Source organism: Sulfurimonas aquatica (assembly GCF_017357825.1).
Classification (GTDB): domain Bacteria; phylum Campylobacterota; class Campylobacteria; order Campylobacterales; family Sulfurimonadaceae; genus Sulfurimonas; species Sulfurimonas aquatica.
Map to the genome: position 1 here is coordinate 843,590 of NZ_CP046072.1, position 22,460 is coordinate 866,049.

22 protein-coding genes are annotated in these 22,460 nt (G+C 32.3%); 13 read left to right on the forward strand and 9 right to left on the reverse strand.

Features of this window, described 5'->3' with window-relative positions; all coding sequences use genetic code 11:
• The first annotated feature begins 36 nt into the window (after positions 1-36).
• Genes rfaD through GJV85_RS04100 form a run of 3 tightly spaced genes read left to right on the forward strand, consistent with a single transcriptional unit; the run spans position 37 to position 3,053 of the window.
• Positions 37-1,044 (forward strand): ADP-glyceromanno-heptose 6-epimerase, encoded by a 1,008-nt coding sequence (rfaD, locus tag GJV85_RS04090; protein ID WP_207562595.1) that lies wholly within the window; start codon positions 37-39, stop codon positions 1,042-1,044.
• On the forward strand, positions 1,045-2,475 hold the full coding sequence (gene rfaE1, locus GJV85_RS04095; protein ID WP_207562596.1) for a D-glycero-beta-D-manno-heptose-7-phosphate kinase: 1,431 nt from the start codon (positions 1,045-1,047) through the stop codon (positions 2,473-2,475).
• Entirely contained in the window at positions 2,469-3,053 is a 585-nt protein-coding gene (locus tag GJV85_RS04100) for a hypothetical protein (protein ID WP_207562597.1), read from the forward strand. The genes rfaE1 and GJV85_RS04100 overlap by 7 nt, the downstream gene beginning before the upstream one ends.
• Here the strand turns inward: GJV85_RS04100 and waaF are convergent.
• From waaF to GJV85_RS04115, 3 genes are read right to left on the reverse strand one after another with little or no spacing between them, the layout of a single operon-like run.
• Positions 3,050-4,030: a lipopolysaccharide heptosyltransferase II gene (waaF, locus tag GJV85_RS04105; protein ID WP_207562598.1), complete on the reverse strand. Its 981-nt coding sequence runs from the start codon at positions 4,028-4,030 to the stop codon at positions 3,050-3,052. The genes GJV85_RS04100 and waaF overlap by 4 nt on opposite strands.
• Complete coding sequence (locus GJV85_RS04110) at positions 4,027-4,683, reverse strand: phosphatase PAP2 family protein (RefSeq protein ID WP_207562599.1); 657 nt, start codon at positions 4,681-4,683, stop codon at positions 4,027-4,029. Before GJV85_RS04110 ends, waaF begins: the two co-directional genes overlap by 4 nt.
• 21 nt (positions 4,684-4,704) lie before the next feature.
• A complete protein-coding gene (locus GJV85_RS04115; RefSeq protein ID WP_207562600.1) occupies positions 4,705-5,985 on the reverse strand; it encodes a glycosyl hydrolase in 1,281 nt (426 codons plus the stop codon).
• A 62-nt stretch (positions 5,986-6,047) separates the two neighbouring features.
• Between GJV85_RS04115 and GJV85_RS04120 the strand changes: the two genes are divergently transcribed.
• Positions 6,048-7,013 (forward strand): glycosyltransferase family 9 protein, encoded by a 966-nt coding sequence (locus tag GJV85_RS04120; RefSeq protein WP_207562601.1) that lies wholly within the window; start codon positions 6,048-6,050, stop codon positions 7,011-7,013.
• Here GJV85_RS04120 and GJV85_RS04125 read toward each other — a convergent pair.
• The 3 genes from GJV85_RS04125 to GJV85_RS04135 are packed head-to-tail and all read right to left on the reverse strand — an operon-like array spanning position 7,010 to position 9,927.
• Positions 7,010-8,437, reverse strand: a complete 1,428-nt coding sequence (locus GJV85_RS04125; protein ID WP_207562602.1) for an ArnT family glycosyltransferase — start codon at positions 8,435-8,437, stop codon at positions 7,010-7,012. The genes GJV85_RS04120 and GJV85_RS04125 overlap by 4 nt on opposite strands.
• The gene (locus tag GJV85_RS04130; protein WP_207562603.1) at positions 8,424-9,191 is read right to left on the reverse strand and encodes a glycosyltransferase family 2 protein; all 768 of its coding nucleotides are present in this window, start codon (positions 9,189-9,191) and stop codon (positions 8,424-8,426) included. The genes GJV85_RS04125 and GJV85_RS04130 overlap by 14 nt, the downstream gene beginning before the upstream one ends.
• Positions 9,184-9,927 (reverse strand): protein kinase family protein, encoded by a 744-nt coding sequence (locus tag GJV85_RS04135; RefSeq protein WP_207562604.1) that lies wholly within the window; start codon positions 9,925-9,927, stop codon positions 9,184-9,186. Before GJV85_RS04135 ends, GJV85_RS04130 begins: the two co-directional genes overlap by 8 nt.
• A gap of 98 nt (positions 9,928-10,025) precedes the next feature.
• On the opposite strand from GJV85_RS04135, the gene GJV85_RS04140 reads away from it, so the two are divergent.
• The 3 genes from GJV85_RS04140 to GJV85_RS04150 all read left to right on the forward strand — a co-directional run bounded on the left by GJV85_RS04140 (position 10,026) and on the right by GJV85_RS04150 (position 12,922).
• On the forward strand, positions 10,026-10,676 hold the full coding sequence (locus tag GJV85_RS04140; RefSeq protein WP_207562605.1) for a DUF1919 domain-containing protein: 651 nt from the start codon (positions 10,026-10,028) through the stop codon (positions 10,674-10,676).
• 97 nt (positions 10,677-10,773) lie between these two features.
• Complete coding sequence (locus GJV85_RS04145; protein ID WP_207562606.1) at positions 10,774-11,832, forward strand: glycosyltransferase family 9 protein; 1,059 nt, start codon at positions 10,774-10,776, stop codon at positions 11,830-11,832.
• Positions 11,822-12,922 carry a glycosyltransferase family 4 protein gene (locus GJV85_RS04150; RefSeq protein ID WP_207562607.1) on the forward strand — a complete coding sequence of 367 codons (1,101 nt, stop codon included), beginning with the start codon at positions 11,822-11,824 and terminating at the stop codon, positions 12,920-12,922. The genes GJV85_RS04145 and GJV85_RS04150 overlap by 11 nt, the downstream gene beginning before the upstream one ends.
• Here the strand turns inward: GJV85_RS04150 and GJV85_RS04155 are convergent.
• The 3 genes from GJV85_RS04155 to GJV85_RS04165 are packed head-to-tail and all read right to left on the reverse strand — an operon-like array spanning position 12,919 to position 15,808.
• Positions 12,919-14,160, reverse strand: coding sequence for an O-antigen ligase family protein (locus GJV85_RS04155; protein ID WP_207562608.1), 1,242 nt, complete (start codon positions 14,158-14,160; stop codon positions 12,919-12,921). The two genes, GJV85_RS04150 and GJV85_RS04155, sit on opposite strands and share 4 nt — an antisense overlap.
• A 30-nt stretch (positions 14,161-14,190) precedes the next feature.
• The gene (locus GJV85_RS04160) at positions 14,191-15,015 is read right to left on the reverse strand and encodes a glycosyltransferase (protein ID WP_207562609.1); all 825 of its coding nucleotides are present in this window, start codon (positions 15,013-15,015) and stop codon (positions 14,191-14,193) included.
• 1 nt (position 15,016) lies between these two features.
• Positions 15,017-15,808 carry a glycosyltransferase family 32 protein gene (locus GJV85_RS04165; RefSeq protein WP_207562610.1) on the reverse strand — a complete coding sequence of 264 codons (792 nt, stop codon included), beginning with the start codon at positions 15,806-15,808 and terminating at the stop codon, positions 15,017-15,019.
• Between the two features lie 115 nt (positions 15,809-15,923).
• Between GJV85_RS04165 and GJV85_RS04170 the strand changes: the two genes are divergently transcribed.
• The 6 genes from GJV85_RS04170 (at position 15,924) to GJV85_RS04195 (ending at position 22,460) form a co-directional block, all read left to right on the forward strand.
• Positions 15,924-17,642, forward strand: a complete 1,719-nt coding sequence (locus GJV85_RS04170; RefSeq protein ID WP_207562611.1) for an ABC transporter ATP-binding protein — start codon at positions 15,924-15,926, stop codon at positions 17,640-17,642.
• A gap of 8 nt (positions 17,643-17,650) precedes the next feature.
• Complete coding sequence (locus GJV85_RS04175) at positions 17,651-18,640, forward strand: HD-GYP domain-containing protein (protein WP_207562612.1); 990 nt, start codon at positions 17,651-17,653, stop codon at positions 18,638-18,640.
• 102 nt (positions 18,641-18,742) lie between these two features.
• On the forward strand, positions 18,743-20,113 hold the full coding sequence (hemN, locus tag GJV85_RS04180; protein ID WP_207562613.1) for an oxygen-independent coproporphyrinogen III oxidase: 1,371 nt from the start codon (positions 18,743-18,745) through the stop codon (positions 20,111-20,113).
• Positions 20,114-20,115: 2 nt separating this feature from the next.
• Positions 20,116-21,399 carry a (Fe-S)-binding protein gene (locus GJV85_RS04185; RefSeq protein ID WP_207562614.1) on the forward strand — a complete coding sequence of 428 codons (1,284 nt, stop codon included), beginning with the start codon at positions 20,116-20,118 and terminating at the stop codon, positions 21,397-21,399.
• Positions 21,400-22,170, forward strand: coding sequence for a prolipoprotein diacylglyceryl transferase (lgt, locus tag GJV85_RS04190; RefSeq protein ID WP_207562615.1), 771 nt, complete (start codon positions 21,400-21,402; stop codon positions 22,168-22,170). It abuts the gene before it with no gap.
• Entirely contained in the window at positions 22,170-22,460 is a 291-nt protein-coding gene (locus tag GJV85_RS04195) for a DUF1294 domain-containing protein (RefSeq protein ID WP_207562616.1), read from the forward strand. The genes lgt and GJV85_RS04195 overlap by 1 nt, the downstream gene beginning before the upstream one ends.

Consider the following 22,460-nt stretch of genomic DNA (forward strand, 5'->3'; position numbering starts at 1 on the left):
TATTTTATTCAAATAACTTTACTATGGGTGTTACAAATGAGATATATAGAAGATGATTTAACAAATAAGACAATCCTTATAACAGGTGGTGCAGGATTTATAGGTTCTAACTTGGCATTATACTTTCAAGAGAACCATCCTGCTGCAAAAATTGTAGTATTGGATAGTTTTAGAAGTGGAGAAACACTTTCCAATGGTAACCTCAAAAGTTTTGGTCACTTTAAAAACCTTATAGGCTTTAGGGGTGAAATCATTAGTGGTGATATAAATGATAAAGATTTATTGCTAGACTTAGAAATAAACTATAAATTTGATTATATTTTTCATGAAGCAGCGATTTCAGATACAACTGCTTTAGAGCAAGACCTAATGATAAAAACAAATGTTAATGCATATAAAGATCTTCTTGATTTAGCGGTAGCGCATGATGCGAATATGATTTATGCCTCTTCAGCAGCTACATACGGGAATGCAGAGTCCCCACAAAGAGTTGGGAGAGAAGCTCCAAATAATGTGTACGGATTTTCTAAACTAAGCATGGATAATTTAAGCCGTCAATATATGGAAACTTCAGATATCAGTATTGTAGGTCTACGTTATTTCAACGTATATGGTGCCGGAGAATACTTTAAAAATAGTACCGCTTCAATGATTTTACAATTTGGACATCAGTTGTTAAGTGGGAAAAATCCCCGCCTTTTTGAAAACAGTGATAAGATACTTCGCGATTTTATATATGTAGGCGATATCATTCAGGCAAATATTAAAGCGATGAAGCCAAAAGAGAGTGGTATCTATAATGTAGGGACTGGTAAGGCGCGAAGTTTTCAAGATATTGTAGATATTCTACAAAAAGAACTAGGTACTTCATTTGAGTGTGAATATATACCTAACCCATTCATAGGCTCTTATCAGTTTCACACAGAAGCTGATATTACTACAACAAAAGAGGCCCTGGGATATGAACCAGCATATGAGATGGAAGATGGAATAAAAGCTTATGTAGGTGAAATTAAACGCATTTATGAGAGTGAAGTTAAATAAATGCATATACTTAAAAAAGCTAAACCAAACATACTTGTGATTGGTGATTTAATGATAGACCATTATTTGTGGGGAAGCTGTGAAAGGATCTCCCCTGAAGCACCTGTTCAAGTTGTAGATATAGCAAAAGAGACAACAGTGCTTGGTGGAGCGGGAAATGTAATTAATAACTTAAATGCACTTGGTTCTCAAGTAAGTGTCTGCAGTGTTATAGGTAGTGATGATAATGGAGATGAACTTATATCGATGCTTCAATCGATAGGAGTAGATAGTAGTAATATAATTACTCAAAAGGGAAGAAAGACATCTAAAAAAAGTCGTGTAATAGCTGTTTCGCAGCAGATTCTGAGATATGATAAAGAGAGTAAAGATGATATTTCTATAGAGTCTGTAGAAAAAATATTGCAATCTATTAAAAAATCTGTATCATCATATGACATGATTATTTTATCTGATTATGGCAAAGGTGTTTTAAGGGATGAACTATGTAGAGGAGTTATAGAATTAGCTAATGAATCAAATGTTAAAGTATTAGTTGATCCAAAAGGGAGTGATTTTTCTAAATATCGCGGAGCTTATCTTTTAACACCAAACAAAAAAGAAGCGATACTAGCAACAGGAATAGATATAAAAGATGAGGAGAGTCTAACAAAGGCACTTCTTAAACTCAAAGACGAGTGTGACTTAGGCATATCTTTAATTACTCTCTCAGAAGATGGAATAGCAACTTATGATGATAAGCTAGAACTTTTTCCAACTGTAGCCAAAGAAGTCTTTGATGTAACGGGAGCTGGAGATACAGTTATAGCTTCTATTGCATTTGCCCTGTCTGCTGGTAAAAGTATACAAGAAACAGCTGCATTTGCAAATCTTGCTGCTGGAGTAGTCGTTGGAAAGATAGGCTCTGCAACTGTAACCCTAAATGAGATTGAAGAGTATGAGGCATCTCTGCATAAAAGTACATCTGATGCACATATTAAAAGTTTTAGTGAAATAGACGCTATAGTAAAAAGGTCGCGTTTAAATGGAAAAAAAGTTGTCTTTACAAATGGCTGTTTTGATATCTTACATGTTGGTCATGTGAAGTATCTTCAAATCGCAAAAAGTTTTGGAGATATCTTGATAGTTGGACTTAACTCTGATGAATCAGTCTCGCGTTTAAAAGGCCCAACTCGTCCTGTAAATATTGCAGAAGATAGAGCTTATCTTTTAGCGGCTCTTGAAGCTGTTGATTTTGTAGTTCCATTTAGTGAAGATACACCTTATGAGCTGATAAAAATGATAGCTCCGGATGTTCTAGTTAAAGGCGGTGACTACGAAGGTAAAGAAGTCATCGGAACGGAATTTGCTAGTAAATTAAAACTTGTTGATTTTGTCGATGGCAAGAGCACAACAAAAACTATAGAAAAAATACAAGGAAGTACATGTTAAAAGTAGTAAGTACAATAGCATTTTTAGCTGTTTCAGCATTTGCAATTCATACTGGTGAGTTAAATATAAATGATACTGATTTAGAAGTTGGTGTAAAGTTAGATGTAGGTCAGTTTAACGATGCAACTGAGCCAAACACAATGTTCATTGGGGCTAAATATTTAGGTGCTGATAAGGGTCATTCTGATAACACAAATACAGAATTGGATCCTATGTTTGAAGGAAATTTCTTAGTAATGAGAGAGATCGGAGATAAAGGTCTAAGTCTAGGAATGGGTGCAAAGTATAAGTATACTAAAGATTTTTCTGCACTTCCATTAGGTTTAGAATTAGGATATAAAATTCCTGCTACAGATTTAGTTCCTATGTCAATAAATGGAGCACTCTATTATGCACCAAAAGTGCTATGTTTTGAAAATGGCAAAGATTTTACATCTTATAGAATTTATTATGATGTAGAACCTATTGAAAATGCTATTATCACTTTAGGATATAGAAGTCTTAACTTAACTCAAAATACTGGAGGTAGTTTTAACTATAACTCTTCATGGTACTTTGGATTTAAAGTAAACTTTTAGTCTTTTAAATCTAACTCTTTTACAGCTTCTATAACTTCAGAAGCTGTTATCTCTTTCATACAATTATGATGCTTTAGAGGGCATTCTCGTTTCATACATGGACTACACTCCATCTCATGTCTTACAATCAAACCTTTTTCATTTTTCCACTGAGAAGTCTCTTTATATCTTGTTGGTCCAAATATTGAAACGGTTGGTACATTGTATGCAGCTGCTACATGCATGGGACCGCTATCGTTTGTAATAAAAAGAGAACATCCAGCAATGAAAGAGCAGAGCTCATTAATAGATGTTTTTCCTGCTAAATTTGTGTAGTTTTTTATCTGTAGGGCTTTAAGATTATCTTCTATCTCTTCTGCCATCTCAACTTCGTTTGGTCCACCAAAAATTATTATGTCATACTTATCGCTGTAAGAGGATGCTACTTCTGCAAAGCGTTCTGGATACCAGCGTTTAGCACTACCATAAGTTGCCCCGGCATTTATGCCTAGTGTTGGTCTATCAAACTTTTTTCTTTGTATGTATAGTTTTAGATTTGGACTTTCACCATTAAAATGATCTGTATTTATCATTGCAAGTTCTGAGTACTGCTCTACTAAGTGCTTATCTGTTTTAATTTTTGGCGTATGTGAAAGTAGAAGCTTAGAGTGCCAAGAAGATCTTGCAATGCAAATAACCGTTGATGTGAAACGCAGTAGCAGTGACGAGTGTATTTGGTTCCTAAAACTAACTGCAAGTGAAAATTCATCGAGTTCTTTTGCTAGTTTATATGTTGCAAATAGGCGCGAGGATGATTTCTTTGTCTCATCTACAATTGCTCTCTCACATAGTGGATGATGTTTAAGTGCTTCTATGCTTACATAACTTCCAATAAAGGTAAATCTAGCATGAGGGTAATGCAATGATAAGAGTTCTATCGCTGGAGTAGCCATTACAGCATCACCTAGCCAGTTTGGTAGTATTACTAAAATTTTCATGTACGCTTCTCTATAATATAATAGTGAAGAATATAGGTGCTTATATATACTATAAAAAATGAAGTAACATTATCACTAAAGAAATGTCCACCTGCTATTATACGAGCAAAACTTACAGCTACTCCATAACCCAGAGCAAGCGTTATCCAAACTCTCTTGCGTTTACGAGATAAAAGCGCAAAGCCTAAAAGACTAAACGCTGCCGCGCCATGCCCACTACTAAATGAGTTGCCACCTTGATCAGAAATTATAAACGCAGGAGTGAAAACTTTATCTCCTCCAAACTCTTTTATCTCTCCTGGTCTAGCTCTCTGCCAATTTTGTTTAAATGTTGAGTTAACAATGAGTCCAGGTGCTAATGATAGAACAAGAATTATATAAATAATCGTTCTTCTATCAATATGGAGAAAATTTTTGTGTGTGAATATATTGTAAAAGAAAATTCCAATGCTTCCAATAGCAAGCGTAGAAATAAGAGGGGGAACAGATTTATAAAAAAAGACTTCATAAAAGGAGCCTTTTAGATAAAAACCATCATTATAAAAGAGTGATGAAATATATAAATCTATTTGTGGATAGAGTACAAAAGTTATAGAACAGAGTATAAACAGCGTCCAAATAATAATATTTACGTTTAATATTTTTTTGTTCATTATATCTTTCATATATCCTCGTTATAGGCAGTTTACTTTTTGCGATACTTCTTTGATGATATATAAATATATCGGTGATGAGCCAATATTTAATGTTTCATCTTTTATTAACTCTCCATCTCTTGAATAAGCTTCAAAGAAATCTTCATTTTTTAGCGTTGTTGATTTAGTCGACCAGTGAATTTGTAAAAGCTGATCATTTACCAGACACTGAAGTATATAATAGTCGCGTTTAATATCAAGTCTTAAAAATTGCGCATTTTTTAGATTTTTAATCATGAACTTATATGTCTTAAATGCTGAGCGTTTACATAAACCATCTCTATTATCAATGAGTCCATATCCTGGAGCAATGAGTTGGTGCCAGGAGACACTCTCTACTTGTTGTGACGCAAAGGCAAGCATGTAGTAACGCAACATGAAGTCTGCGTAAGACTCTTCATCTATGCACTCAAATTCACTAGTGGGAGCATATGGCGTAGTTCCAGAAATTGGCCAGTTGGTCTCAGTAATATGTAACTCTTGTGTAGTTTTTGGACTAAGCCATATCATAGTACTTAGCCATGCTATTTTATCAGTTAAGGCAAATATAAATTGGATATTTTCAGGGGCACCACGTCTATCTACATATAAAAGTGATGATATACCATCATATTTGTACTTATAAAAGTTAAAAAGCGTATGAGCGGTAAAGTGATACTCAAAATCTATAACGCCACTTCCGATAAGTTTGATATTTGGAAAAGAAGTAGTTTTCAAATCATAAGCCACCTGATAAAATTTTGAGTACTCATCTACTGAGAAAAATCCCCATTTAGCGCGATTTATAGTTGAACCTATCTCATATATGTCAACTGAATAACCTAAGGTCTCAAATATAGTTGAGAGATTATTTTTAAGAAGTCCTAAGTCCTCGATATTTTCTCTATCTTGGAGTATTTTTAAAATTATTTTTTTATTTTCTAGTTTTTGTATAAACTCTTTTAATTCATTTAGAGAGTTCATCTCCCATAGCTTAAAACGCAGGAGAATACGATCTATGTTTAACTCTTCGATAAACTCAATAGTTTTCTCAGGCTCTCTTTGAAAATCAACTCCCATTGAGAAGAACTCGTTAGAGTTTATTTGCTTGCGTTTAACAAATGGCATCAATACTAAAGATATTGGAAGGACAATGAGCGCAGTAAGAATTGTTTTTAAAAGCGATAATGACTCATTTTTTCGCATCTTTTTTTTAAAAGATTTATCTTTGAGCTGAAGAGGTTGATCGGAATACGTATCCCATTTAAAAGGTGCTTTCATAAGTGCAATTATATCGGTTTTAGGATAAAATCAGCTTATTAAAATTATGTGAGAAGATAAATATGAACATACTCGTAGTGCGGACTGATAAGTTAGGTGATTTTATTACAGCTCTTCCCGCAATGTATGTACTTAAAAAGCATGATGAGAAAAATAGAATTATCGCATGCGTCTCTGCAATGAATGAAGTCTTAGCTAGAAAGTGCGACTTTATTGATGAGGTGATAGTAGATAATCCACATAGTTCCGTTGAGGAGTTATCTACTAAAATTAAAAAACAAAATATAGACGCTTCTATAACGCTTTTTTCAAGCACGAGAGTGGCCTTTGCTCAGTTTTTAGCGAGAATTCCCATTAGAATCGCTCCTGCGACCAAGTTAGCGCAAGTTTTTTATACTCATAGAGTGAAGCAGAGACGAAGTCAAGTCAAAATGGCTGAGTTTGAATACAACTTAGAACTAACGCGAGAACTCTATAGTGAAATTAACTTGGAGTATAAGAAGCCACTCTTAGTGTTAGACGATACAAAAAACGTTTATGACGTATTTTGTATGAATAACGACATACGAAGAGACATTATGGCTTTTCATGTAGGGTTTGGAGGCTCTTCCGACGCTAACTGGAGCACTACAGAATACGAGCAACTTATCCGTGGAGTACTTAAAAAGAAGAAGTACCAGGTAGTAATGACATTTGGTCCTGATGAGAAAAAACTCTATGAAGAGATGCAAATAAGACTTCGTGGAGAAGACGTTGTTTTTTACTTCTCTTTAGATGGACTTACCTACTTTGCTAAGCTCATAAGTAGTTTTAAACTTTTTGTGAGCACGTCAACGGGAACATACCACCTTGCTTCTTTAGTTGGCTGTCCTACTATGACATTTTTTGGAGATTCACTTTTTGCGAGCTCTTCGCGTTGGAAATCAGTAGGCGATATAAAACTTCAAAAGCATTTTATGTTGTCTGTTGATGAGATTAAACGCCAAGAGATGTTTGATGAGGTAAAAAAGGAACTTATAGATTACTAATTATTTTCTCTCTCATAGAGTAAGTAGTGGTTTGCTTCGTTTGGACCTATGTACTTATACTTTAATTGACTTACATTGCAGTCTTGAAATGAGTCTTTAGTAGTTAAATAGTATTTTATATCTGCTTGAGTGTCAGTTAATTCAGCTCTGTAATAGCGTTTTAGATTTGCCGTTAGTCCAATATTATTATAGAATTCATCTTTATCTTCAGGAGTATTAACACATGTTTTAACTTTACTATAGTGATCTATTTGTACTTTAGCGTTGACAAAGTCACTATAGAAGTTTTTATATCGACTATTTGTGTTATATTTTTCATAACTTATAAAGAGAACAACAACAATTAAAATTGTATTTAACATTGTAAGGACTTTATTAGAAAAAAACTTTTTTAAAAGAGTTGTAATAGGTTCAAGAAATAAAATAGCTAATGCTATTGCAAAAAAAGCAAGAGATGGGAAAATATAGTAGTCATGTTGTCTAGGACTTATTTCCAATGGTAAGCTTCCACTGAGGCCTATGAGAATAAAAAGCCAAAATAGTCTTGAAAAATTTATCTTTAAAATCTTTTTATATCCTATTAAAATGAAAATATACGAGATTATAAATATAGAACTAAAGTCTATTAGTAATTGTTTTATAAGTTTAAAGTGTCCATTCCCACCACGTGAACCATCTATAGAACTTATAATCTGATTTTCAAAATATATATGAAGGTAATTATTGGATGGAGGGTAGGCATAAAGTAATGAAAATAAACCTAAAGAAATAATAACTATAAGAAAATAGAATTTCAACATCTCTTTAAGCGAATAAGTTTTTGAAAATAGTAAAAAGTAGAAAAATGGTAGAGCAAAAGGAAAAATTGTTACTGGCCCTTTAACTAGAAAGGCACTAAAAAGTGCAAAAGTGAAACCAAGTGCATATAACAATATATTTTCTAAAGATAATACATATTTCAAGAAAAAATAAACACTTAAAAGAATGAAAAAAGTAGCCGGAACCTCCAGTAGGTTGTTTTCAAGAGTATTGCTTGTAATTGGAAAAGCTAAAAAATAAAATAGAGAAAGCAATAGAACATTTCGTCTTTGCTTTTTGAAAAATAGGCCTATTATCGCAGATATTAAAAATGATATTAGAACACCAAGACTGATTCCATAAAGTTTATCAACCAGTATTGAATCTCCAAATATATTAAATGGTAGTGACATAGTATATATTCCAAGTGGAGGGTGCTCATAAAATTTATTAAATATAGAATCAGTAAAATGGAGATTCCAAAAAGTTGAGCTTCCCTCAACTAAATCAATGGCCATACTCATATAGACGAGACTGTCAGGATGAAAACCTTGGGGTATTACTCTAGTTATAGTTGTGAGGAAAAAAAGAAGAAATATTAAAATAGAAAGATTAAAGTTTTTCATTGAGTTGTAAGTTCCTTTCGTATAATTTTATATACTTGTAAAAGTTTGTTGCCATATGAGAAAATGCTATTATAAGTCCTGCATAACCATCCAAAAAACCTCTTTTTATAAAGTAAGTTTTAAAAAATGAAAATTGTGCATTTAGAATTGCTTTAAGCGGTGAGGATGATTTTTTTCCAACATTGTCTTCTGCATAAATAGTTGAGTATCTGTCAAGTTTAACTATGAAGTCAGTTACAGTTGCATAAGGGTAATGTTTTACTATTCCAGTAAGTTTTTCAATACCAAAGTTCTCAGTAATGATTTTTTCGTGGACTTTCTTAGCTGTAAAAGAGGTCATGTTTTTATTGTAAAGTCTTACAATAATATCGTTGCCCCAACAATATTTTATCTGCGTTTGTTTATAATAATTGACTCTTAACATAGAGTAAACTTTTTTTTCATCTAAAGATATATTTTGTAGGGTTGCTGCAAACTCATGAGAAACAATTTCATCTGCATCTAAAGAGAGTACCCAGTCATTTTTTGCATAAGTAGCGGCTATATTTTTGGTTTCACCAAATCCTAGAAAATCACCTTGAATAAGATTTACATTTGAGAATTCACGAGCTATTTCATCTGTTTTATCTGTTGAATTATTACTATATAGCACTATGTCTTCAAAGTCATTGAGTGAACTGAGAACTTCTTTAAGAGTGGATTCGCCATTTTTTACGATTATAACGCAAGAAATATTTGTAATAGTACTAGTCATTTACCGGTTTACCTTTTAATCGCTTTTTAAAGTTTTTTATTTTTTTATTTTGGTTTGAGTGGTATAAAACTCGTGAAGTAAAGTCATTGTTACAACCATGATGAGTCATATACTCTTGTGCCATAATTGTTAAGATTTCGTCACTAGCCCATAATTTTGAGAAGTTTAACGCTCTATCTTCATCACTTAAATTATAGAACTTCATCCTATTTACATCTACAATTTTAAATATATAATCAGAGTTTTCTTTTTTTATGAGAATGTTTCCGGGAGAGTAATCATTATGAAAAATATTATTATTATGAAGTTCAAGTGTAAATCTGGCAAATGCTTTGAAGACTTCATCTCTATCTGTAAAGTCTGTATCAAGCATAGGCTCTCTAATTGTAAAGTCATATTTAAACTCTTCACTCACGTAGTAGCTATCAAGGAGTAATCCAAATTTGTAGAATTCTATGTAGCCAATGGGAATTGGGGAGAAACTTCCTAGTCTAAGTGAATATTGATACGATTTTTTTGCTTTTGAATCACGAAAAAATGAGTAAGCTATTTTATTAATTATATTTGGTACTTTAAAAGACTTTACAACTGTATCTATGTTTTGGAAACTGATTATTTTTAATTCGTTTCTTGCTTTATGAATTGTTGATGTATTTGAATAAAAATATGATTTGATATTGAATAAAAATTTTTGAAATTTATTGTATTTTTCATTTAGTTCATATTTATGGATCATTCAGTATACCTAGATTAAATAGATGTTTATATATTTTTAGATAAAATAAAGATTGATTGTATCGTAAGATAGCTTATAAATGAAACAGTGGAGATATTGTGAAAATAAAGTTTGCTAGAAACATTGAAAAGTATATTAAAAGTAAAATTAACCGTTTATTTATAAATAAAGATGACTTTACAATTATTTCTAATAATTGCTGGGGGACATTTATTTATAAAAAATATGCAATACCATATCAATCCCCTTTTGTAAATTTAGTAGTGTTTGCACCTGATTATATCGAACTATTAGAAAACTTTTCATTAGAAGTTTTGCATAAACTTTCTTTTATTGAACATAAAGATTCAAAACATAAAGATGAATTAATAAATATTGGGATTTATGAAACTAATTATCCAATTGGTATATTAGACAATAAATATGAATTGCATTTTATACATTATGAATCAAAAGAAGATGCAGAAAATAAATGGCGTAAACGCATAGAAAGAATAAATCTAAATAAATTAATATTTAAATTTAGTGATGGTGATAAGTTTGAGAGTAGTATGGCAGCAAGATTCGACAAGTTGAAATTTAGAAATAAAGTCTGTTTTACCTCAGAAGAGTATAAAGGCTTAAATAGTGTGATTACTTTAAAAAAGTTTAAGAATAAAGGTAGAGTAAGAGATGAATGGAAAAATTCTAGAAAAGAATTTAATCCAACAGTGTTTATTAATAATATTATAGTTAATGATGATTTGTAAAATATGAAAAAAAATATTTTAGAATTTTGTTTATTTTGTAGTTATTTATTAACTTAAATTTTAATCAATATAAAATATTATATTTAAAAGATGGTCTATGATTGAGTATAAAAAAAATGTAAATTTGCAAGGAATTCATAAAGTCGGCATCATAATGTTCGGACTTATGGGTGATGTTTTAATGAGAACTACTGTTATTGACGCCGTTAGAGATATCTATCCTGATTGTGAGATAACGGCAATCTGTGACTATAATACTAAAAATATTTTATCTGGAAATAAAAACGTAAATCAGATTATAGAATTTAAGAGAAATCATAAAAGTAAATTTCGAAAAAATATAAATAAAATTAAAAGTGCTCTAAGGGTTAGAAAAGAGAGACTTGACCTGTTAATTGATTTATATGGTGGAGGGTCGAGTCCATTTATTACTTACATGTCATCAGCTAGATATAGACTAGGTTATGCACATCAGAAAAAAAGATATGCATATAATCTTTTGAGTGATTATATTCCCTACGAAAATGCAACAATTGACTCATTTAATAAACAATTACTAGCTATATTAAAACCCATATCAAATTCTAATTTTCCCCTAAAACCTATTTTTAGCATTTCAGACGAGGCTAAGCAAAATGTGAATGATTACATTAGTACACTTAAGATGGATAAAGATAAAGTCTATACAATTAACCTTGGTTCTGGTGGTGAGGAGAAGCTACTAAGTAATGAACTTTATTTCAAAGCGATAGATTACATATTTAATAAGTATAGCTTCTATCCAGCGATAGTACAAAATCCAAATCAAGAGTATTTACAAAATAGTCTAATTAATGATTTTCTGATTGACTCAACTATTCCGTATATTAAATTAAAATTATTATCTATCGATGAAGTTGCAGCGTTTATAAAAGAGACAAGATTCATAGTGACTCCCGATACGGGTTTAATGCATCTCTCTTTTGCCATAGATAGTTACGTATTGAGCATTTTTACTTATACTAATCCAAAATTAGTTGACATAGACAATATGAAGTTTATTCCAGTTTATGAGGAATTTCAAGATAACATTTTATATAAAACACAAAAAATAGAGTTTGGAATGATTCAAAAGAAAATTGATATGCTATTTAAAAGACTTAATAGTGAAAAATAAAAGGATACTAGAACTCTGCTTGTCTCCAGATGCTGGAGGACTTGAGTTGTACATGCTTAGAGCTTCAGAGTATTTAGCAGATAAGCATGATGTAACTTGCATTATAAACGCAAATGGCAAACTCAAAGAACATTTCAAAGAAACGGACTTAAATTACTTCGAAGTAAAGAGACCTTCATTTTTTGAGACATTTATTATTGCTAGCAAGATAGCAAAGATAATAGATGATAATAAAATTGATGTTCTTCATTTTCATTGGACAAAAGATATCTTAACTGCAGTGTTAGCTAAGAAGATTTCTAAAAATAGACCTAAACTTGTTCAGTCGCGACATATGACTATGACAAGGTTTAAAGACGACTTTTATCATAAATTTTTATATAAAAATATTGATCAGATACTAGCGGTAACACTACAAGTTAAAGAGCAGTTACAAAAGTTTATACCATCTAGCATACAACCAAGAATTGACCTTCTTTATCCGGGCACTATTATTCCTGAACCTATCGCTTCTCAAGAGGTGCAGACTTACAAGGAAGAGTATAAATTAGGTGACTCTTTTATAGTTAGTATTGTTGGACGGATAGAAGAAGCAAAGGGACAGCATATTCTTGTAAAGGCGGTAGAAACGCTTTTAAAGCAAGGTTTAAATATTAAGATAGTAATAATTGGACATGCTATGAGTGAAGAGTATTTAAAAAACTTTAAAAGTGATATCGAAAAAAGAAATATGACAGAGAGCGTTGTCTTTACTGGTTTTACAAATAAAGTCCACTCTTTAATGCAATTGAGTGACTCTCTTGTATTAGCAACTAAAAAAGAGACTTTTGGCTTAGTCTTGATTGAAGCTATGGCATCAAATATTGCAGTTATTGCTAGCAATAATGGCGGACCATTGGAAATTGTAGACAATGAGAAAACAGGTTTGCATTTTGAATCTGATAGTTATGAAGATTTAGCAAAAAAGATAAAATTACTTTTTAATGAAGAATTTAAAAAGGAAATAGCAACCGCAGGAAGAGAAAAAGTCTTGAAAGTATTTAATAGCAATAAGCAATTTACAAAACTTTATGAACTTTTAGTGAATTAAGTTTTTATAGTAGTCTGATTTTTATCTACAGCGATGAATATGCCAACGAAAAGTACAAAAAGTGCCGCTGTAAATTGTTTCATCCAGAGAGGCTCCGCTATAAACGCAACTAAAAAAATTGTTAAGAAGAGTATTTTGATATTTCGGAGCTCATCTTCTTCTATTTTTATTTTATATATTTGATAGAGTAGATAGAGCATAAGCATTAAACCTATAATTCCAGACTGAACTAAAACCATTAGGTATTGATTATGATAATGGGTTGTACTGCAGTGCTCAATAGTGTTTTTGTCAAAATTTAGATTTAGATTTTCAAGCATAACCCTTTTTGCTTCTATTTTATGGTCGCCAATTCCAACGCCAAGAAAAAAATTATCCTGCATGGACTTATATGTAATTATCCAAAATGCAGCCCTTAATCCCCATGAAGTATTAAAGTCTTGTTGCTTAAGCTTTATTATATCTGATTTAGCAAAGTCGACTCTCTCTTGAAAAATAGGAAGTGCCTTATAAGCTCCAAAAAATATGCTAAAAGAGAGTAATGAAAAAATTATTAAAGATTTTAGTGAAACTCTATATTTAATAATCATTAATACAAATAAAGCAACTAGGTAGGCTAACTGTCCTGTTCTTCCAGTAGATATAAATAGGTTGATTGTCACAGTTAGAAAAAATAAAAACAGTAGAAGTTTATCTCTATAGCTATAAATGGATGAAAACAATCTATTTAACAATAATATAGATGTAAAGGCTAAGTAAACACTATAATCAATATGCATCATAAAAGGACTTGGATAGCTTGGTGGCCTACCATGAAAAGGATAAATATCAAAAAATATAATGTATGCTAAAACTTCACTAACAAACATTCCGTATAAAAAAGCAGAGACTATGGAGCGTATATGAGTTTTTTGAATTTTACTAGCAAAGACAAAAATAAGTAGCCAGTACAAATAGTCCTGCATAATAGCTAAGGCCTCATATTTGTCTTGTGAATAAGCAAAGGTGAAAAACTGAAATACAAGAAATAAAAGTATTGCGTTTAATGGTTTGGAATGCTTTATAAATTGAAATTTTTCTTGAAATTTTCCCTCAAACAACCAAAAAAGTACAAAAAATATTTCATAAAAACTTATCATTGCTCTAGATAAAGGAAGAGTAAAAGCAAATATTATAAAAGAGTAATAATAAGTTTTTTCATAATTTATTTTTGATTGGAGGGATGTTATGAATCTCAATATATTTCCTAGTATAATTATTTTATAAATTTAAAGCTTTTTTAGACCATTTTTACATACATAAATATCTTTTTTTGTTTCCATAAGTGCTTCTGTTTGTGAGGCTATTTCTTTGTTGAAAATACTTATATGGTGAAGGTGCACAACAGCGGCAGCGTTACGAGAAGATTTCATCCTAACCCCAAAATGTCTTAACCTTCTTTCTACATCGGTGTCTTCGCCAGTAGTAGGTAAAATAAAATCTTCATCGTATCCATTTATCGTTACTAAGTCTTTTTTATAGCATGACCAATTGCATCCAACAATGTGAGAATCTTTGCGTCCAAACTTATTTAGAATTTTAAGTATCAATGAGTTGGGTGAGAAAACAATTCCCTCTTCTATATGTCTAGTTTTATCTTTCATTAGTTTAAAGTAGTTTAGTAAATAGCTTTTTTCAAATTTTTTTATTGAAATTTTACCTTTTCTTAACTTTTCGCTAAATCCTTCACCAGGCTCGCTTCTTCTTCCGCAAAGAGCGGTGTTAGGCTCTGAAAGTTCAATATTTGCCTTGACAAAGTTATGGTAAGGAATACAATCGCCATCTATAAAAATTAAATAATCACTCTTTGATGTTTCAATGGCTTTATTTAATATTTTCTCTTTTCTCCATCCAATATCTTCTTGTGAAAGGTGAATAATATTGTTATAATTTAAAGAATCAACATACTCTTTTATATTTAGGTGCTGCGCATCCTCAGCTATGATTATCTCATCTGGAATTTTAGTCTGAGACTCTAAAGACTCTATGATTAACTGGAGGGCTTTAAGATCTTTGTATATTGCAACGATTACAGCTACTGAAGGGCTTAACATATTATTCAGCTGTTTGGGTATTGGTTTTTAATAAATCTTCAGGCTTAGCATGCGTCCATTTTCCTCTAGGTTTGTCAATGTATTGGAAATATTCATTAGTGAAACTTCCTTGAACGCATGTCAGTCTATAAAATCTGTAGTTTACTTTTTTATCTCCAATAGCATCGTTTAAAACACTTGGTCCAGTTAGCTTGTAAACACCACCGTCAATTTTTTTCTTATTAATATTATCAACAATTATCTCAAGAGTTTTTTCAATAACTGGATTGTTCTTTTGTGTAGCGATAAAGTAGTTTGTATAGTGTTCTTTGTTTAACAAAAATACTTCTGTATCATCCTCTTTGATCATTTTTGAAATAGGCCAAACTGTATGAGCATCTATATCCATATAAACGCCACCATGTAGATTTAAAGTAAAAAGTCTCCAAAAGTCGGCCTGTGAAGCTCCATCTGTAAGTTGAGTGTAGGCATGTATCATGTCCGTTGGAGCATTGGCAGTTATAAACTCAAGTCGGTCTTCTGTGCCCATATACCTATATTCATGGTCAGGTGAAATTATGCGATTGAAAAGATAGTTGATATATACAGGTAAACTTACTTTATTTGTATAGTTTGTTTGCCAAATTATTTTTGGAATTTTGCTTGATTTACTTGATTTTATAAGGGGATCGCTCTGCTTTGGTATAGTAAAACGTAAGTTTGGAAAAATGAAATGAAATGGATAGCTAATAAGCTTAACAACGGCACCTAACAACTTTATTACTCTATTACTTACAACAATGGCTAGACTCATTAAATCTCCTATATTTATACTTACGAATAATAACTGAATTATATTTTCATCTATATAAAAGTTCTGTATTTGTCTATTCTATCAGTAAAGTTATACTAAAATAAATAATAATTTTATGGAGAGATATTTGAAAAAAGTACTAAAAAGATTTTTGCCTTATATAAAAGAGTATAAACTACAATACATATTAGTTCTTTTTGGGATAATTTTAACAGTGTCTGCAACTACTGCAACGGCACAAATTATGAAGCCTCTTATGGATGAGATGTTCATAAACAAGCAAGAAAATATGCTTTTTTTGATTCCAATATCACTAATTGCTATATATTTTATAAAAGCGATAGGGCGTTATATCCAATCTGTATATATGTTATATATCGGACACCATATAGTGACTCGTTTTCGAGAAATTTTACTCAGTAAAATTATCAGCTTGGATATGACTTTTTTATATTTAAACCGTAGTGGAGAGTTGATTTCACGTGTTACAAACGATATTAGCCGTATACAATACTTTGTATCAAATATGCTTCCTGAGCTTTTTCGTGAAACTTTGACCGTTTTTGCACTCGTAGCTTATGTCATCTATTTAAACACTCACTTGGCCTTTTACTCTTTAGTCGTTACCCCCTTAATTATCTATCCCCTAATACTCATTGCAAAAAAATTAAAAAAATATTCTCATCGTTCACAATCAAAAAACGCAGATGTTGTTACGAGGCTGACAGAGGTGTTTAATAATAGTGAAATTATTAAAGCAAACGCCACTGAGAAATATGAAACAGATAGATTTGCAGTCCAAAATTGGCAATTTTTTAAGATAAATATGAAGTCGGTTTATGTGGGTGAAATAGTTTCTCCTTTTATGGAAATAATTGGAGCCTTAGGTTTAGCTGCAGTTATATTTATTGGTGGTAGAGAGGTTTATGATAACAAGATGAGTGTAGGGGAGTTTACCGCATTCTTAACAGCGGTTGGCCTTGTATTCCAACCAATCCGTCGTATAGGTTCTATCTACTCAAGAATTCAAGATGCTGTAGCTGCGAGTGAGAGAGTTTTTGAAATACTAGATACACAAAGCAGAATTCTTGATGGGAAAAAAGAGCTAAGTAGTGATATAAAAAGTATAGAGTTTAAAAATGTAGTACTTAAATATGAAGATGCTTTTGCCCTAGATAGTGTTAATATAACTATTAAACAGGGAGAGAATATCGCTCTTGTTGGAGATAGTGGAGGTGGAAAATCTACCTTTATAAACATGCTGCTGCGTTTTTATGATCCTGATAGTGGAGAGATAAAAGTCAACGGCGTTAACATAAAAGAGTTTACTCAAGAGTCTCTTAAACACCATATATCACTTGTTTCTCAGCGCATATATATTTTTCAAGATACTTTGGCAGCAAATGTGGCTTATGGACAAGAGATAAATGAGCAAAAAGTATATGAGGCGTTAAATCTTGCTGATGCAAGTCAATTTGTCTCTTCAATGGATGAGGGGATATATACAATGATGGAAGAGTTTGGCTCAAACCTCTCTGGTGGTCAACGCCAGCGTGTTGCAATTGCAAGAGCAATTTACAAACACTCATCACTTTTACTTTTTGATGAGGCAACTTCAGCTTTAGATAATGAAAGTGAAAAACGTATTCAGTCTGCACTTAATGAGTATACAAAAGATAAAATAACGATTACAATCGCACATAGATTAAGCACGATTGAGCACGCTGATAAGATACTTGTGATGCAAAAAGGGGCTATAGTGGCAAGTGGCACACATGATGAGTTATTAAGCACTTCAGATGTATACAAAAAGTTAGCAGGAAAATTTGAGTAAGTAGAGTTATGAGAAAAATTAAACGAATAAAAATCACAAGTACATTTAAGCCGATGGATATGAGTCAGGTTAAAGTTGGCGATGTTATTGACTTTGATTGTTATATTCAGCGTTTTGATGATATGGTGATTATTATTACTGCTGGAACTAAGATAACAGACAAGGAAATAACTCTGCTATCCAAGTCCGATAAGCATTTTGTAGAGTATAAAGAGTATAAAAGGCTGTTTCCAGATGCCCAGAAAGAAGAGAGCATGGTCTCTTGTTATAGTTTAAAAGATAAACTACAAGACAAACAGATAGATTATACAAGTGAATCAAAAAAAGTTTATGATAGTATTGTGCATTACATGGAAGGACACTTTACTAAAAAACATAAACTAAAATTAGAGTGCATCGATGAGTATATACATTTTTTAGTTTCGAGTATTCATAAAAAGGACTTGATTTTTAAGCTCTTATTAGAGCATATGTCACATGAAAACAGGCACTCTGTACACTCAACGAACGTAATGGTATTGGCATTAGCGTTAGCTAACTATCTCAACTACTCTTTTTCGCAAATTAAATTATTGGCAAAAGCGGCAATTTTACATGATTTAGGAAAGGCTGACATCGATAAGAGTCTTTATGAGAAAAAAGGCAAGTTAAATGAAAAAGAGTTTAGCGAGATGAAGAAGCATCCATTTTATTCTTATCAAGAAGCACAAAAATTAGGAGTAGATGATTCACAAATCTTAAATATAATATTGCATCATCATGAATTTTTAGATGGCTCAGGGTATCCAAATGGACTTCAAGGGTCTAACATTAGTCCCTTTACAAGAATAGTTACAGTATGTGATATGTTTGATGCAATGACAAGTGAAAGAAATTTTAGAGATAAAAAAACAGCTCTTGAGAGTTTGAAAATTATGAAAATAGAGTATAAGCATAAATTGCACGTAAAATTTATTGATGATTTTATTAAGTTAATCTCTAAAGCATATGCAGCTTAATCACTTCTTTAACACTTTTTAGAGATAATCGCAATCAAGATTAATATCTCTTTAATTAATTTATTTAAAAGAGATAGACTGTAAAGGGACATAGAAAAGATAATGGAATTAGACTTCGCAAAATACATAAAGTACTCAAAACCAGGACCGCGTTATACTTCTTACCCTACGGCCTTAGAGTTTAATGACACATACAAATATGAGCAGTATATTCAAAAGCTAGAGTCTCAAGACAGCTCCCGTCCTATTAGCTTGTACTTTCACCTTCCATTTTGTAAAAATGCTTGTTATTTTTGTGGGTGTAATGTTGTATTTACTTCTAAGGAAGATAAAATGCTGCGTTATATCGAGTATCTTAAACGCGAACTAATAATTTTATCTGGGCATGTTGATTGTAAACGCGAAGTGATTCAGATGCATTTTGGCGGAGGGACCCCTACCTTTTTTTCAGCAGAGCAACTTAAAATCATTATCGATGAGATAAAGTCATACTTTCCAAATTTTGTTGATGATGCAGAGATATCTTGTGAAATTGATCCTCGTCATATCAATGAAGCACAAATGAAAGTAATGAGTGAGGCTGGTTTTAATCGTGTGAGTTTTGGTATTCAAGATTTTAATGAAAAAGTACAAATAGCAGTTCACCGTGTACAGCCTTATGAGATAACAAAAAATGCGATGGATTTAGCAAGGAAATACAATATGGTTTCCGTAAATGTAGACCTTATATATGGTCTTCCTTTTCAAACACTAGAGACTTTTAAAGAGACACTCTCTCTTGCTTTAAGTCTAAGTCCAGATAGATTTGCAGTTTTTAACTATGCACATGTCCCTTGGCTGAAAAAAACTATGAGAAAGATTGATGAGACGACACTTCCTCTTGCTGATGAGAAACTTCAAATCATGCAGTACACTATAGACTTTTTAACAAGCAATGGTTACAAAATGGTAGGAATGGATCACTTTGCAAAACCTGAAGATGAGCTTTTTAAGGCGATAGAAAAGGGTGAACTACATAGAAACTTCCAGGGCTACACTACTAAGGGTGGAGCAGACTTAATTGGTGTTGGCCTTACTTCAATAGGTGAAGGTGTCGATAGTTACAACCAAAATTTTAAAGATATGAAGCTTTATGAAGAGGCTATAGATGCAAATCGTTTGCCATTTGAACGCGGAGTAGTCTTAAATGAAGATGATCAAATTCGTCAGTATGTGATTATGGAACTTATGAGTAACTTTAAAATCGATATCAATAGATTCCAAAAGCTTTTTGACATTGAGTTTAAAGTATATTTCGCAGATGCTATTAAAGAATTAGAACCTTTTGCTCTAGAAGATTTAATTATTATGAATGACGAGAAAATAGAGTGCTCCCAAACAGGAACACTCTTGGTTAGAAACATAGCAATGGCGTTTGATGCATATATGCATCAACATGCAAGTAGCACAAAAACATTTTCAAAGACGGTGTAAAGATGGGTAAATTATTAGAAGATATTTTCAGTTTTGATGAGATACAAGATGATTGTGTCAAGTGTGGTAAGTGTATACCAGTATGTACGATTCATATCGTAAACCCAGATGAGGTGACATCTCCACGTGGTTTTATAGATCTACTTGGTGCTTATAAACGTGGTCAGTTAGACTTAGATAAAAATGCTAAAGATATATTTGAATCATGTTTTTTATGTACTAACTGTGTTGATGTATGTCCAAAAGAGTTGCCAACAGATATGATAATTGAGCAAGTTCGTTCAGATATAGCGGATAAATTTGGCATTGCATGGTATAAAAAAGCCTTTTTTCTACTACTACGTTATCGCTGGATGAATGATATAGCGTTTAAACTTGGTTGGGTATTTCAAACTTGTGGCTTTAAGATAAAAGCTGAAACTGACTCTATGAACTCGCGTTTTTCTATTCCAATGTTAAAAGCGGAGAGAACACTGCCTAGTTTGAGAAAAAAATCATTTTTAAACTCTCACCCAGAAAGTATAGATAATGGCGGGAAAAGAAAAGTAGCTATCTTTATAGGGTGTCTAGCAAACTATAACTATGTAGATATTGGAAATTCACTATTAGAAATCCTAGGAGCTTTAGAGATAGACGCTTTTTTAGCAAAATCTCAAAAGTGTTGTTCCGCTCCTGCATACTTTACAGGTGATTTTGATACAGTTGATAATAACGCGAAGTTTAATATCGAATACTTTGAGAGTTTTTCTAAAGACGTAGAAGCTATCATCGTTCCTGAAGCTACCTGTTCAGCAATGCTTAAAGTTGACTATGAACACTACTTTCATGACCAACCAGAGTGGAAGGCCCGTGCAAAGGCTATTATGGAAAAAGTTTATATGGCTACAGAGTGGTTGCAAAATCATACTGAGTTAGAAGCGCTTTTAGCCACTAAAAAACAAGATACGAAAATAGTTACTTATCATGACCCTTGTCATGCAAGAAAAGTTCAAGGAGTATATGAAGCACCTAGGAACTTAGTGAGACAAAACTATAACATCGTTGAGATGAGTGACCCTAATGCTTGTTGTGGTTTTGGCGGAGTGACTATGCAGACTGAAAAGTATAGATTTGCCAAAGCGGCAGGAGTTCCTAAAGCGGCTATGATTAAAAAAACAGGTGCTGAGATAGTAAGTGCAGAGTGTTCGGCTTGTAGAATGCAGATAAATAACTCTATGGGTTTAGCTGGAGTTGATACAGTCTTTAAGAACCCAATAGAGCTAATAGCTGAGGCACTAAAAAACTAGATGGAGCATTTTGTTTGGGGTACGGACCCAGTTGCACTCTCTTTTGGAAGCGTAAGAGTTTTTTGGTACGGTATTTTCTTTGCGAGCGCAATTCTCTCAGGTTTGCAGTTTATAAAATGGGTATATAAACGCGAGGGTAAAAGTGATGAGTCTATGGATGCTCTTTTTACTTATGCTGTTATTGGCATAGTTGTAGGGGCGAGGCTTGGACACTGTTTCTTTTATGACCCGGCATATTATTTAGCAAATCCTCTTAAAATTATTGCTGTGTGGGAGGGTGGTCTTGCCTCTCATGGCGGAGGCATCGGCTTTATCATTGCACTTTGGTTTTATGTAAGAAAATATAAAATGAACTTTATATGGTTACTTGATCGTGCGACTATGCCTACGGCAATCTTTGCATTTTTTGTTCGAATGGGTAACTTTATGAACTCAGAAATAGTTGGAACAAAGAGTGAACTACCGTGGGCTATAGTATTTAGTAGAGTTGATGAGTTTGCTAGACATCCTGCCCAAGTGTATGAAGCTATTTCGTACTTAGCTATATTTTTTCTACTTACGTATTTATATAAAACTAGAACTTCTTTAAAACCTGGAATTCTCTTTGGAGTTTTTTTAACTACAGTTTTTTCAGCAAGATTTTTAATAGAGTTTGTAAAAACAAAGCAGGCAGCATACTCAACTGAGATAGCTCTTAGTACAGGTCAACTGTTAAGTATCCCATTTCTTATTATTGGTGTGGGATTTATCATTTGGAGTTATAAAAAGTAGTGCAAACAGCTATCTTCATATACTTTATCTTTGTAAATATAGCTGCGTTTGTGGTCTATACTTTCGATAAGTTTCGCTCTCGTGTTGGAGCTTCTCGCATTTCTGAAAAAGAGTTGCATACTTTTTCACTTATAGGTGGATTTTTAGGAGCGACGTTAAGCATGGCTCTTTTTCATCATAAAGTCTCAAAAGTCTCTTTTTTGCTAATACATATCGCTATTATGATACTTTGGATAGCTTTAATTCTTTACTATTTTACTCAAATTGATGAGCTCAACTTTATCTCTTAA